This window comes from Paracoccaceae bacterium (assembly GCA_012103375.1).
GTDB lineage: Bacteria > Pseudomonadota > Alphaproteobacteria > Rhodobacterales > Rhodobacteraceae > WLWX01.
The window spans coordinates 3,113,891-3,128,547 of record WLWX01000001.1; the positions used below are offsets into that span (position 1 = coordinate 3,113,891).

Consider the following 14,657-nt stretch of genomic DNA (forward strand, 5'->3'; position numbering starts at 1 on the left):
TGATCTGTGGCGCAAATCTGCCAGTCGTATAGAAACGTCCGGTGACAGGAGGACGATCTGGCGTGACGAGTGCGACCGTGGGGGCAACCACGGGTCCTATCGCTGGGAAGAAAAAACACCGGTGGGGCCGAACGCTCCTTGCCGGTGCCTGTTCGCTTGGCATTCTGGTGGCCCCGCCCAGCGGCGCGTTTGAACAGCTGACGTTTGACACTGCGGGCGCGCCGGATGACCTGGAGGTTGCGCTGCGCGCCTCAAGCGTATTGCTGGTGGCCAAGGCCGAGGGGGCGACTGATCCCGATGCGTTGCTGGCAACCGCACGGGCCGATTATCAGCGCCTGATCGCGGCGCTTTATGAGCACGGGTTTTACGGTGGCGTGATCTCGATCAGACTGAACGGGGTCGAGGTGTCAACGATATCCCCGGCGCAGCGGATTGGCGCGATTGAACGCATCGACGTCTCGGTCGATCCCGGCCCGCTTTATACATTCAGCCGAACCGAGGTTTCGCCTGTGGCACCGGCTACGGATCTGGACGCGGGGTTTCGTGTCGGCGCGCCAGCGGGTTGGCGGGCCATTCGTCTGTCGGCGCGCGCGGCCATTGATGGTTGGCGCGATCAGGGCCACGCCAAGGCGGATGTGGCCGATCAGCGGATCATGGCGCAGCATGATGGTGACACGGTTGCGGTCGACTTGACCATGGCGCCGGGGCCGCTGGTCCGGTTCGGTACCTTTCACCTGAGCGCGCCGTCCTACGTGCGCGCCGAACGCATTGCCCAGATTGCCGGTTTTCCGACCGGGCAAGTGTTCAGCCCAGCCGAAACCGAAGTTGCCGCCGCGCGCTTGCGCCGCACCGGCGCATTTCGGGCGGTGCGCTTTCAGGAGGCCGACAGCCTTGGCCCCGGCAACACGCTGGACCATGAATTGCAACTTATCGACGCGAAACCGCGCCGATTGGGCTTTGGGGCCGAAGTATCGTCAAGCGATGGCGCAATGATGTCGGCGTTCTGGATGCACCGGAACCTGTTTGGCGGCGCCGAACGGTTGCGGATCGAGGGCGAGGTATCCAGCATCGACGGCGCGACCGGTGGCACCGATTGGGTGCTGCGCGGCGATTTCCGCCGCCCCGGCACCTATCACCCGGATATGACGTTTTTCACCACGGCCGAGCTGGAGCATCTGGAAGAGCCGGACTTCACGGCCAACAGTGCCGAGGTCACCTTCGGGCTGGACCGCATCATCTCGCCCGAGTTGACGGTGTCGGCTGGGGCCGGGTTGCGCTGGGTCTCGGTCGAGGATGGTTCGGGCGATATTGATTACACGCATCTGCGGTTTCCGATCACGGCCACCTATGACACCCGCAGCGATCCGCTGAGCCCGACCGCCGGGCATTATGTCTATGCCGAGGCGACGCCATTTGTCGGTCTGGACGGATCAGCCAGTGGCGCGCGGCTGGAGTTTGATGGGCGCAGCTATCGCGGTGTCGGCGCAGCGGATCGTGTCGTGCTGGCCGGGCGGGTACAGTTCGGGACCATCGCCGGGGCGGATTTGCCAGAGGTTCCAAACGACGACCGGTTTTATTCCGGCGGGCAGGAAACGGTGCGCGGGCAGGGCTATCAATCGCTGGATTTCGATCTGGGCGGCGGCGTCAGCAGTGGCGGCGCGTCATTCGCGACCGTTTCGGGTGAGGCACGGGTACAGGTTACCGACAAATTGCAACTGGTCGGATTCGCCGACTACGGCGCAATCTATCGCGAGGGCTGGCTGGACGGCGCGGGCAAGGACCACGCCGGGGCCGGGATCGGCGCGCGTTATGAAACGCGCTTTGGCCCTGTGCGTCTGGATATCGCCACGCCGGTCAGCGGTGGCGACAGTGGCGATCTGTTCTTCTACCTCGGCTTCGGGCAGGCGTTCTGATGCGCCGGCTGCTGGCCCTTTTGATTGTTGCGCTCTGGCCGATGGGCTTGATCGCGCAGGTCGATGATGACGGTCCGGGCCTATTGGCGCGGTTCCTGCAAAATGTCTTGTCCGAAGATGCGCGTCAGGTCCGCATCCGAGGGTTTCAAGGCGCGCTGAGCACCCGCGCCACGGTGCGCGAGATCACCATTGCTGATGAGGTTGGCGACTGGGTGACCGTGCGCAATGCAGTGATCGACTGGGATCGCTCGGCGTTGCTGACCGGGCAGCTTATCATTCAGGAACTGGCCGCGGATGAGATCGTGCTGATGCGCCGCCCCGGCAAGGGCGACGGGACGATTCCGCCCGAAGCCTCGGGGCTGGGGCTGCCGGACCTGCCAGTGTCGATGCAGATCGACAGGATTGCGACGCAACGGGTTGTCTTGCAGGAGGCGTTTTACGGCACCGCCGCGACGGTCAGCATCAACGGATCTGTCTCGCTGGTTGGTGGCAACGGCTCGGCTGATTTGCAGGTTCTGCGTACCGATGGCGTCGGGGCAATGACGCTTGAAGCGGAGTACTCCAAGGAAAGCGGGATCCTGAACCTCGACTTCCTGCTGACCGAGGATGCCAACGGCGTGGCCGCAAACGCGCTGAGGATCCCGGAGCGTCCATCGGTGCGGCTGGCGTTGCAGGGCAACGCGCCCTGGGATGATTTCACCGCCCGGATCGGGCTGGAAACAGACGGGGTTGAGCGGCTTGCAGGAACATTCAAGACCTTCGCCAGCGACGACGTCGCCGACAATGAGGCCAAGCGTCGTTTTGGCGCCGATATCGCCGGCGACGTCGCGCCGATCTTCGCGCCCCAGTTCCGGGATTTCTTCGGCGACGACGTGATCCTGTCATTTGCGGGAACCACGCGGCTGGATGGATCGCTCAACATCGACCGGATGCAGATCAACGCGGGCGAGATTGCGCTGGGCGGATCACTGGAACTGGATCCGGAGCGGATCCCGACGAAAATGGTGTTGCAGGGGCGGATTGCCTCGGCTGATGGCTCATCCGTACTGCTGCCTTTGCCGGGCCGTCCGACGATGGTCGAGGATATGCGGCTGGACGTCGACTTCGACGCCACGCGGGGCGAGGCCTGGTCGGGCGAGGCGGTGATGACCGGCTTTTCGCGCCCCAGTTTTACTGCCGAGCGTCTAGCGCTGATTGGCGGTGGGACGATCAGCGATGTGCTGGTCGAACAGACCCTGCGCAACCGCGTCACCGGCGCGTTCGATTTTGAGGCGACCGCGCTCAACCTGGGTAGTGCGAATGTGCAGCAGGCGCTGGGGCAGAATGTGACGGGCCACATGGATGTGGCCTGGCAGCAAGGTCAGCCCGTCGAACTTCAGAAACTCAGGATCGACGGGGAAAGCTATACGTTGGATATTGTTGGTCAAGTGGCCGGTGTCGGGCGCGATTTGCAGGTGAATGGCGCCGCCACGCTGGCCGCGCGCGATCTGGCGGCGTTTTCGGGATTGGCAGGACGGCCGATCGGCGGGGCGGCGGACCTGAGCATCATTGGCAATGGCGATCTGCTGGGCGGGCGTTTCGATATCCTGATGACCGGAGAGGCGCAGGATCTGACGGTGAACCAGAAGCTGGCCGATCAGTTGCTGGTTGGCGGCGCCGCGCTGCGCCTGCATTCCGTCCGTGACGAGACCGGAACCACGATTGATGAGTTTCTGGTCGAAACCGACGCAATCCGCGCCGAAGGCACCGGCGTGTTGCGCACCGATGCGACCGAGATCAATCTGACGGCCAATCTGGATGATGCGGGGCGGCTGGTGACCGGCCTCAGCGGGCCTGTGGTTCTTGAGGGGGTGCTGGTTGAAGAGTTGGAGCAGGTCCGCTTCAACATCACCGGAACCGGGCCGGAATCGACACTGACGACTGTGGGCACGTTTGGCGGGCCGGGAACGCCGACGATGTTGACGGCCAATTCGGTACTGGTGGCCAGCGATCTGTCGGTCCTTGCCCCGCTCAGCGGATTGGACCTGACCGGCGCGGCCGAGCTTTCGGTTCAAACCCGGATCGAGACCGAGGATTATTCAGGTTCCGTCACGCTAAACGGAACCGGGCGCAATGTCGGGGTCGGCAACAACCGGATCGACCCGATGCTGGCGGGCGATGCGACGGTGTCGGCGCGGCTGTCGCTTGCGCCGGGGCGGACCGAGCTGAACAGTTTCGCGGTGATCACGCCGATCCTGACCGCCAGTGCCGTCGGCGTGCTGGAAGGGGACCGCCGTGAGGTGACGCTGGATGCGCGATTGCAGGATGCGGGGCTGGTCGTTGAATCGCTGGCGGGGCCCGTGAATTTGCGCGGCCATGTCACGCAGACCGAACCGGACCGGCTGGACGTCAACGTATCGGGTGGCGGAGACTCATTCGGGCTGATCGCGGTTGGTGCGCTGACCGAGTTGGACGACGTGCCGTTGTTCGTTGGCACGGCCGAGGTTGACAGCGCCGACATCTCGGTCTTTTCGGCGCTGGCCAAACGCCCGATCTCGGGCGAGGCTGACGTGACAGCCGAAGGTCGGGTGCGTGTTGATCTGAGCGCTTTTGATCTGGACGTCGGGGCGATTGGCGCGGACCTGCACGTGGGGCTGGGTGTGGCGGATCGACTGCTCAAAGGGCGCGTGCGGCTTGACGCCCGCGTGCAGCGCGATGGCGATAATCTGCGGTTTCAGGACGCCCTGCTGGCCAGTGACGCGGTCGCGATGACAGGCGCGGGCCTGATCGCGCCCGAGGCGACAGACCTCAGCTTTGATGCGACCGTGAAAGAGGCAGCGTTGTTGCTGCGCAATGTGTCCGGGCCGCTGCAGCTGCGCGGCACGGCAGTTCAGACGGCGCGGGACACCTATGATCTGAACGTGACCGGCAACGGGGCCGGGGCCGAGATTTCGGCCGAGGGCAGCCTTGAAACCCCGGAAGGGAACGCCGCGTTTGCCGGTCAGGCACGGATCGTGGCCCGGTCGCTGGCGGCCTTCGCGCGCATTGCCGGACGACCGCTCAGCGGATCAGTGGCACTGAACGCTTCGGGGCGCACACGTCTTGATGGGGCGGCGTTTGCCGTCGATCTGGACGGCACCACGACCAATCTTGCCGTCGGTATTGCGCCTCTGGACCGGATGCTGGCGGGGCGGGCGGATGTGCTGGCATCGCTGGAACGCGGGGCGGACGGGTTCGTCGTGCGCAAATTAGACATCGCGTCGGATCGCCTGACGGCGGATGCGCAGGGCACGCTTGACGGGGCCGACAGTGATTTGCGGTTTGCAGCAGAGATTGATCCGCGTGCCTTCACGGATCGCGCAGCGTTGCCGCCGCTGGCGCTGGCCGGGCGGTTCGAAGGGGCGACAGACGGTAGCGTCGGGCTGGAGGTTGCGGGAACTGGTCCGGGGGCAACGCTGCAAGCTTCGGGGCAGCTGACAGACCGCCAGGACAATCCGACCTTGTCGGGCGAAGCCGCGCTGAGCGTCGAAGATCTGTCGGTGTATGCCGACCTTGTCGGGCGCCCCCTGCTCGGTGATCTGGCAGCAACAGCGCGCGGTGATGTGGCGCTGGACCTGTCAAAGTTTGATATCCAGGCCAGCGGGGCAGGGCACAACCTGCAACTGGACAGTGGGTTGCTGGACCGGCTGGTCGCGGGGCGTGCGGTGTTCCGCATCGACGCGGCGCGCGCGGATGGGCGCACTTCAATCCGCGCGGCCGAGGTCGAAACGCCGATGCTGACCGCTTCGGCCAGTGGGCAATCGCGGGGCGAAGGGCAGGCTTTGCAGGTCGAGGCGCGCCTGAAGGACATCGCCCCGTTCCTGTCGGCCCTGTCTGGCCCGGCCACGGCCAATGGCACGCTGAGCGAGCTGGACGGCGGCATCTGGCTGGCCGATCTTCAGGCGCAGGGTCCGGGCGGGATCAATGCGCGGATCAACGGGCGGTTGTTGCGCGATGGGTCGACATTCCAGGCGCGCGGGCGTGGCCCGCTGGATTTCGCCGAACGGTTCATCGGGACGCGGTCCGTGACCGGGCTGGCCAATTTCGATCTGGCATTTGATGACCACAGCGGCATTTCGGGCGTGTCCGGGACTGTGTTCGGCGACGGCCTCAGGGTGTTTGCACCAAAGCTGCATTTCGAGGTGTTTGACGGCACTTATCGCGCCGATATTGGCGGCGGGCGTGCCTGGGTCGAGGCGACGGGCGCGGTGCGCGGCGGCGGGACGGTGCGGGCAAGTGGGCCGGTAGCTTTGACAGCACCATTTCCGGCACGGCTGGAACTGGCGCTGGACAAGGCGCGCCTGCGCGACCCGACGCTGTTTGATACGACGCTGAGCGGATCCGTGACGCTGAGCGGTCCATTGCTGAATGGCGGGCGTATCGACGGCGCGGTTGATCTGGGGCCGACGGAGATCCGGTTTCCGACCAGTTCGCTGGGCGTACGCGGGCCGATCCCCGTGATCGGGCATCTGAACGAACTGGCAGCGGTGCGGCGAACGCGCGCGGCGGCGGGCCTTTTGCAGATTGACCCGCGCGGCGATGGCTCCGGGGTTGGTCGGCGGCCTCCGTTCGACCTCAATATTCTGCTGAATGCACCGGGGGATGTGCGTGTGCGGGGCCTTGGGCTGGATACCGAGTTCGGCGGGCAGGTGCGGCTGACAGGTCACACGCTGGCAGTGACGCCGGTGGGGCAATTGGGTCTGATCAGCGGGCGGTTCGATCTGCTGGGGCGGCAGTTGACGCTGACGCAGGGGGCGCTGCGGCTGGAGGGTAGTTTTCTGCCGGTGGTGCGGATGTCGGCGCATATCCGCGACGGTGACGCCGACCTCAGCGCGGTGCTGGAGGGCCCGGTGAGCGCGCCACGCATTCGCTTCGCCTCGGTCCCGGACTTGCCGGAGAACCAGATCATCGCACGGCTTCTGTATCGTGATGGCGCAGAAAGCCTGACCCTGCTTCAGGCCGCGCGGATCGGAACCTCGGCAATGCAACTGGGCGGACCGGAGGCGGGATCGGGCATTATTGCAGGGCTGCGTCAAGGTCTTGGGGTCGATTACCTGGATATCGCCGAAGACGTCGAAGGCGGTGCGGCGGTGCGGGCTGGCAAGTATGTTGCCGATGGTGCCTATGCCGAGGTGACGGTTGGCGAAAAGGCCACCGACCTCAGCATCCGGCTGAACCTGTCCGATGATCTGACGCTGAAAGGTTCGGTGGATACCGGCGGTGAGTCGCGTTTGGGCGTGTTCTTCGAAAAGGATTACTGAGAAGCTTTCGGGCGTTTTCTGTGCGGACTCGAAATGAGAACAAAAAGGGAATATGCTGACATGCATGTCAGTTGATTCTTCATACGTGTCCGGCCCGTCAGCCTTTGAAACGTGCCCTGTGATGGGCCAGATAGGCGCGGTGCGGGCGCAGGAAGGCCGCGTCTGGCACCCGCAATCGTCGATCCGGCAGGATCCGGGCGCGGGCGGCTTCGGGCAGGTGGTCGTCGGCCACCAGAATGCGCAGATCGTCATCGACCGAGATCAACCCCCGGTCGAACATCCAGTGCGCCGTGGCACTGAGCGCGATGCCATTGCGCACCACATCCGGGCCGCCATCGGCCACGGGGCGGATATGGGCGGCCTGAACCTCGGGGCGGCCTGCGAAACCGGCGGTCAGGATCGCGGCGAATTCGGGCGCGGGGACGTGCCTGACCGAACGTCCGAAGGCGCCCTTGCTGGTTTGCCCGTCCGGGCGGCGCAGAAGGCTTTCGTGGAACTGCGCGCCGTCACGAAACGGCACCGGGTTCGGGAACGGCAGATAATCGGCGATGCGGGCATAGTAATGCCCGTCGCGGGTAACATCCCGGTCGATGCCAGTCACGCGGGCGGTGGCGAAATAGGCCTGCCGCCCGCCGGCGCGGTCCGATCCGGCCTGCACCCGGCGGGGTTCGTAATAGACAATCCAGTCGCCCACCGCCGCCGTCACGGCACGCAGGTAGGTTTGCGGAAAATGGTACTGCTGTTCGGGCAGATCGTCATAGATCGACCCGTCGGCATGGGTGAACACGGCGTTGGCCATCGGGCCAGGCTGGAACGCGGGCATATCCTGTGCAAGCAGTGGCAGCGGGCCGGTTCTGTCAGCAAGGCGGCGCGTCGGGCGGTGCGGGTTCTGCACCCGGTCATGCGCGCCGAGCGGCGTCCGGTGCCCTGTGGCAGGATGCGCCGGGTCGATGGCCGGGGATGCTGTCGGACGCGCTGGCTTTGGGGGGCGGCCGTGGGGTGGGGCGGATGACGCGCGCCCCGGTCAATGTGCTGCGGGGGGCTGTTTGTTGCGAACCCCTGCCGGGCGTGATCCGGATGGGGCGGAGCTGGGCGCGCGGGTTCGGACCTGCGGGCCAGGTGTGGTGCGTGCCAGGGCCAATGACGCGCACCACAGCCCCCGGCCGGGCGGGGGCCGCGGGGCATGTTCGTTTTTCAGTGATCTGCGTCAGACCACCCCTTCTGCCCGACGGCACCGCCAGACTGCGCGGACCCGCCCCACGGGGGCGGCGCGGCCCGCATCAATTCCTGGCTTGGGTCCGGCAGGGCATGACATGCTTCGGGGCGCGCGGGGGGCGCGGGCCCGGTGGGGGCGTGCGCGCTGGAACCGCCCGACCGGGCGGGGGGGCTGATATGGCTTTTGTCGAACTCAGCGCCACCTCGAACTTCACCTTCCTGACCGGGGGTGCGCATCCTGAGGAATATATCGAAGCCGCCGCCGCCATAGGGATGGCCGCGCTGGCGGTTGCGGATGTCAACAGCGTCTCGGGCATCGTGCGCGCCCATACGCAAGCGCGCGAGGTGGCGCGGCGCTTGCGGCTGGAGGCTGAGGAGGCGGCGCAGGACACTCCGGCGCTGCCGGCCCCTGCGCCCTGGACGCCGCCGGTGCCGCAGGAACGCTATCCCGGTGGGGGCAGCCTGCCGCAGCCGGGGGCGCAACCGGATGGGGCGACGCTGGTGCCGGGGTTGGGCACGACACAGGTTGCGGCCCCCGTTGCCCCGCCGGTTCGGCCCTCAACCACGCCCCCGCCCTCAACCACGCCCCAGCCCTTGACCACGGCCCCGCGCCTGATCCCGGCGGCGCGGATTGTGACCGAGGATGGCTTGAGCGTCACGATGATCCCGCGCGACCGCGCCGCCTGGGGGCGGCTGTGCCGGTTGCTTTCACTCGGGCGATTGCGGGCCGAGAAGGGGTCGTGCGCCCTGCGCGTCGCCGATCTGCTGGACTGGGGCGCGGGGTCGGAACTTCTGCTGCATCCGCCACAGGCGACCGGCCCGAAACCCGGCGCGCACGACTGGCTGGGGCAAGCGCGCCGGATGACGCGCCGCTTTGCGGGCAGCACCACACTGCTGATGGCGCCGGGGTATGACGGGCAGGATGGGGCGCGGTTCGATCGGCTGGCGGCGCTGGCCGAAACGCTTGGCATCCCCACAGTCGCCTCATCCGCGCCGCTGATGCACCGCGCGGCGCGGCGCCGCCTGACCGATGTGCTGAGTGCGATCCGTCAGGGTGTGAAGGTGGATCAGCTTGGCCGCGCCGCGCTGGCCAATGGCGAACGCCGGTTGCGCTCGGAATCCGAGATGCTGCGGCTGTTCAAAACCCACGAAGCTGCCGTCCATCGCAGCGGCCAGATCGCCGCCCGCTGTACGTTTTCACTGGATGAGCTGCGTTATGAATACCCCTCGGAGATCAGCGACGGGGAAACACCGTCCGACCGGCTGGACCGGCTGGCGCGGGCGGGGCTGAAATGGCGCTATCCCGGTGGCGCGCCGGACCGGGTCAAGGCGATGCTGGAGCATGAGCTGACCCTGATCGGCAAGCTGGAATACGAACCCTATTTCCTGACCGTCCACGATATCGTCGCCTTCGCCCGGTCCCGCAACATCCTGTGCCAGGGGCGCGGCTCGGCGGCGAATTCGGTGGTCTGCTATTGCCTTGGGGTCACCAGTGTTTCCCCCGAGATTGGCACCATGGTGTTCGAGCGCTTCGTGTCTGAGGCACGCGACGAACCCCCCGACATCGATGTGGATTTCGAGCATGAGCGCCGCGAAGAGGTGATCCAGCACATCTATGAACGCTATGGCCGCCACCGGGCGGGGCTGTGCGCGACCGTCATCCATTATCGCGGTAAGCGGGCGATACGAGAGGTCGGGCGCGCCATGGGCCTGAGCGATGACACGCTGTCGGCGCTATCCTCGCAGTTGTGGGGGTTCTTCGGGGCGGACGGGTTGCAGGATGAACGGTTGCGTGAAATCGGCCTCGACCCCGCCGACCGGCGGCTGCAGCAGACCATGGCGCTGATCTATGAAATTCAGGGGTTTCCGCGCCATCTGAGCCAGCATGTCGGTGGGTTCATCATCACCGAGGGGCGTTTGGACGAACTGGTGCCGATTGAAAACGCCACCATGGAGGATCGCACCGTCATCCCCTGGGACAAGGATGATATCGACTCGCTTGGCATCCTGAAGGTCGATGTGCTGGGCCTTGGCATGCTGACCTGTATCCGCAAGGCCTTCGACCTGCTGGAACGACATCACGGCGCGGCCCACACGCTGGCCAACCTGCCGCCCGAGGATCCGGCGGTTTACGACATGATGTGCGCGGCGGACACGATTGGGGTGTTCCAGATCGAAAGCCGGGCGCAGATGAACTTTCTGCCCCGGATGAAGCCGCGCTGTTTCTATGATCTGGTGATCGAGGTGGCGATCATTCGACCGGGGCCGATTCAAGGGGACATGGTGCACCCCTATATCCGCAGAAGGAACGGGGAGGAGGAGGTCAGCTTCCCCTCGGACGCGCTCGGCCAGGTTCTGGGCAAGACGCTGGGCGTGCCGCTGTTTCAGGAACAGGCGATGCAGATCGCGATCATCGGCGCGGGGTTCTCGCCCGAGGAAGCGGACCGCCTGCGCCGGTCGCTGGCGACGTTCAAGAAGCATGGGAACGTCAGTGAGTTTCAGGGCCGGTTCATGGATGGCATGAAGGCGAATGGTTATGACGAGGATTTCGCGGCGCGCTGTTTTTCGCAGATCGAGGGGTTCGGCAGCTACGGCTTCCCGGAATCCCACGCGGCCAGCTTCGCGCATCTGGTCTATGCCAGCGGCTGGATCAAGCGCCATCATCCCGGCGTCTTCGGCTGTGCGCTGCTGAATTCGCAACCGATGGGGTTTTACGCCCCGGCGCAGATCGTGCGCGACATGCGCGAACATGGGGTCACGGTGCGCCCGGTGTCGGTCAATGACAGTTTCTGGGACAACGTGATGGAACCCGACGGGCAGGGTGGGCTGGCGGTGCGGCTGGGGTTTCGCCAGATCAAGGGGATTGCGGAGGATGAGGCGAACTGGATCTCTGCCGCCCGTGGCAATGGCTATCTGACGGTCGAAGACCTGTGGCGGCGCGCCGGAACCCCGCCCCGCCTGCTGCGCCTGCTGGCCGAGGCGGACGCCTTCGCGCCGCTGGGCCTGAACCGGCGTGAGGCGCTGTGGGAGGCGCGCGCGATTGGCGCGGAAAGACCGCTGCCGCTGTTTGCGGGCGATATGGATGGAGAGGGGATTATTGAGCCCGCCGCCCATTTGCCCGCGATGACGCTGGGCGAGGAGGTGGTCGAGGATTACGTCGCCATGCGGCTGAGTTTGCGCGCCCACCCGATGGCCTTCCTGCGGCATCTGCTGACGCCGGGCGCGCCAAAGCTGGACGCGACCGCCACGGCCCCGTCTGCCCCCGGCGCGCGATCCCTGCGCGACGTCGCCCTGACCCGCAACGATTATTGGGAGATGGGGCGGAGGGCGGCAAGAGTTCGGCCAGTCAGATGAGCTGAGGGCGCCGGCACCGCCGATTTCAGCTTGTTCTGCTGCTGTTGCGCAAAAGAGCTTTTATGCCTCCGGCGGGAGTATTTTTGGCGAAAAGACATCCGGGGCTTCAGGCAAAGCTGCCCTGGCAGAACCAGCCCGCCGACATCGTAGCGCCGTGGGCGTAGTAGAGCCACAGGCGGTCGCCGCCTTCGGTCGTGACGCGCCAGTAATCGCGCACGCCGCTGCGCCAGTCGGGATCATCCAGCCACCATTCGGGTGCGATGCGTTCGAGGCCGATGGCGGCGCGCATGTGGTGGTCGCGCCCGCGCCAGCGGAAGGCGATTGGCGGGGCGGGGGTCGCCTCGGCCATCACCGGTTCGGGGCGCCACATCATCAGCGGGCGCGCCACATCATCAGCGGGCGCGCCACCTTGGGTTTGTTCCAGTTGGTGGCGGGTTCGGACCAGGCGGCGGCCAGGGTCTGGCTGGACTTTTCGGGGATGTTGCTGTCGCCGGGGTGGCGGCGGGTGATCGCCTCGAGCCCCACCCGCGCGCCGATCCGGCCCACCACGTCGTCAATCGCGGTGTCCCGGGTCAGCCGTGCGCTGGCGCGGTTGGCGGCGTCCATATGGCCGCTGTGCTGGTCGTCGTGGAGCGGTTCGGTTTGTGTCGCCTCAATCCGCAGCATGTCGATGCCGAAACCGGCGTCGATCTCGCCCAGTTTCAGCATCAAGAGCGGACGCAGACGGTCGGGCGCGCTGGCCGGGCGGGCGAGGCCGACCTCGACCCATTGCATCGACTGGTCAGAGCGGAATGCCTGCAGGCGGACCCGGCGCGCGCCGCGGCCCTTGTCGCGCAGACGTTTGGCAAGCTGGGGCAGCATCCGGTCAATCCCGGCCATGATGTCGGATTCCAGCCCGATGGGGTCCGGCAGGGTCAGGCGGACGGCGAAATGCTGCGGTGGTTTTGCCGGGCTGACGGGTTCGGGTTCCACCCCCAGCGCCTGATCCAGGCGGCGCACCATATGGGTGCCGAAGCGGCGCGCCAGCGGGGCGCGGGGCTGGCCGATCAGGTCGTCGATCCGGCGCAGGCCAAGGCGGGTCAGCTGGATCACCGCGTCTTCTTCCAGCCGGAGCGCCGCCACCGGCAGCGGCCCGAGGGCGGCGCGGGTCTGGCCGGGGGACGCGATCCGGGCCTGCCGGTTGGTCGGGGCGGCAGGGCGCGGCGCGGGGCCGCCGCGTTCCCAGTTGCGTCGCTTGACGGCACGGGCGCGGGTGGCCGGGGCTTCGATATCAATGGCGTCGCCATTGCGGGCGGTTTGTCCCGGCTGCCCGGCAAACCGCGCCAGCGCCCAGGCCGCGCCCACGGTATCGGCGATCCCGGCCTGCAGGCTGAGGCCGAGGGCGGCGCAGTCATTTTCCAACAGCTCCAGCAGCGCGACCTCACCCCCGAACAGATGCGCGCTTCCGGTCAGGTCGATGACCAGCCCGGCGGGCGGCGCGACCCCGACCCAGGGCGAGAACTTGCCCGCCCAGCGCCTGAGGCCGGTCAGGAACGCTGCCTCGGCCGCGGGATTTTCCAACCGGGTGACCAGCGACGGGCAGACCGCCAGCGCATCACGCAGCGGCTGGCCCGGCTGCAACCCCTCGCCCGCGCCGATGGCGGAAACTGAGGTCAGTACCTGCGCATTCTTACGTTCGCCCACCACGGCAAAGGGGGCATCGCGCATGCCGCGTTCCGCCGATTGTGTTGAAAAACTCCGAAATCAGAGCGTCGCGGATTTCTTGCGAAAACCTATGAAGCGAAATAGTCGGAAAGCTTTGACCACGAGACAGCGCATGGCTGCGCGTGAGCGCATGTAGGCGATTTGGGCCGACCCCCGCGCCAAAAATTTAGGATCGGGCTGCATGGAAAGAAAAATCATCGTTCAGGCCCTAAAACGGAGTTTTTCAACACAATCCGCCCTGAGCAGGCGTTCGGCCCCCAGACGCGGGAACCACAGCGAAAGGATACGACGGTTTGGCATCGCGGCAGCAGATGTTCCTGAAACGTTCTCATACGTAACCGTGAATTCACCACGAGTCGAGTCTGCTCTAGAAGGGGTGGGCTGGCGGTATGGCGGGGATAAGGCATGAAGCGCATTTTGACACTGGTTCTGGGCATCGGGATTGCGACCGCAGCGCTGGCGCATACCAATGTAAAAAACCCAACCGTCAAGGCGCGAATGGACGGGATGACACGGCTGGCGGCACAGGCCAAATCCATCGGAACCGGGTTGAAGGCCGGTGCGGCCCCGGGATCCATCGCCCAGACCGCCGCCAAAATGCGTCAGGAAGCCGCCGCCATTGCCGGGCTGTTCGAAGCGCCCGAGGATGACCCGGTTTCCGAGGCACGCTCGATCATCTGGGCCAATTGGCGCGATTTTGTCGCCATGTCAGAGGCGCTGGCCGACGCGGCCGCGATGGTGCAGGGCGCAGACACCCGGGCCGAGCAAATCGCCGCCTTCCGCGCCGTGGGTGCGACCTGTACCGCCTGTCACAAGGCGTATCGCGAATAATTCAGCCGCAATAGGCTTCGGTCAGCAGACCTTGGCCATCAACCACAAGGTTCAATCGCGCCGGGCTGAAATCGGTTGTCACGGCATCACCGGGGCGGATCACGCGCGTTTCATTGCTGCGTTCGGCGTCGCCGGCATTGTCGATGTGGATACCAAGCGGGAACAGATCGGCCCCGCATGTGTCGGGGGTATTATCCTCGACAATCTCGATCGCTTCGTCACGCGCGCAACCGGCCAGAACCGTTGCCGCCACAATCAACCCACACCACGCTGTTTTCACCAGACTTCCCCTTGTTAGGACCCGTTGCAATATTGTCCCTGATACATCAGGTTCGCCAAGCGAACAATTACCGGAGGGCAT

At 66.0% G+C, this 14,657-nt stretch carries 6 protein-coding genes and 1 pseudogene; 4 read left to right on the forward strand and 3 right to left on the reverse strand.

Annotated features, from left to right (window positions below; genetic code table 11):
- Positions 1 to 167 precede the first annotated feature (167 nt).
- Entirely contained in the window at positions 168 to 1,913 is a 1,746-nt protein-coding gene (locus GKR99_15910) for a BamA/TamA family outer membrane protein (protein NKB28948.1), read from the forward strand.
- On the forward strand, positions 1,913 to 7,192 hold the full coding sequence (locus GKR99_15915; protein ID NKB28949.1) for a hypothetical protein: 5,280 nt from the start codon (positions 1,913 to 1,915) through the stop codon (positions 7,190 to 7,192). Before GKR99_15910 ends, GKR99_15915 begins: the two co-directional genes overlap by 1 nt.
- Before the next feature lie 97 nt (positions 7,193 to 7,289).
- On the opposite strand, the gene GKR99_15920 is transcribed toward GKR99_15915, so the two are convergent.
- Positions 7,290 to 7,991, reverse strand: coding sequence for a restriction endonuclease (locus GKR99_15920; protein NKB28950.1), 702 nt, complete (start codon positions 7,989 to 7,991; stop codon positions 7,290 to 7,292).
- A 593-nt stretch (positions 7,992 to 8,584) separates the two neighbouring features.
- Between GKR99_15920 and dnaE the strand changes: the two genes are divergently transcribed.
- Entirely contained in the window at positions 8,585 to 11,761 is a 3,177-nt protein-coding gene (gene dnaE / locus GKR99_15925) for a DNA polymerase III subunit alpha (GenBank protein NKB28951.1), read from the forward strand.
- A gap of 106 nt (positions 11,762 to 11,867) precedes the next feature.
- Here dnaE and GKR99_15930 read toward each other — a convergent pair.
- Positions 11,868 to 13,468, reverse strand: a pseudogene (locus GKR99_15930) (DNA polymerase Y family protein).
- A gap of 402 nt (positions 13,469 to 13,870) precedes the next feature.
- Here GKR99_15930 and GKR99_15935 point away from each other — a divergent pair.
- Positions 13,871 to 14,296 carry a cytochrome c gene (locus GKR99_15935; protein NKB28952.1) on the forward strand — a complete coding sequence of 142 codons (426 nt, stop codon included), beginning with the start codon at positions 13,871 to 13,873 and terminating at the stop codon, positions 14,294 to 14,296.
- Position 14,297: 1 nt separating this feature from the next.
- Here GKR99_15935 and GKR99_15940 read toward each other — a convergent pair whose 3' ends face one another.
- Complete coding sequence (locus GKR99_15940; protein NKB28953.1) at positions 14,298 to 14,657, reverse strand: hypothetical protein; 360 nt, start codon at positions 14,655 to 14,657, stop codon at positions 14,298 to 14,300.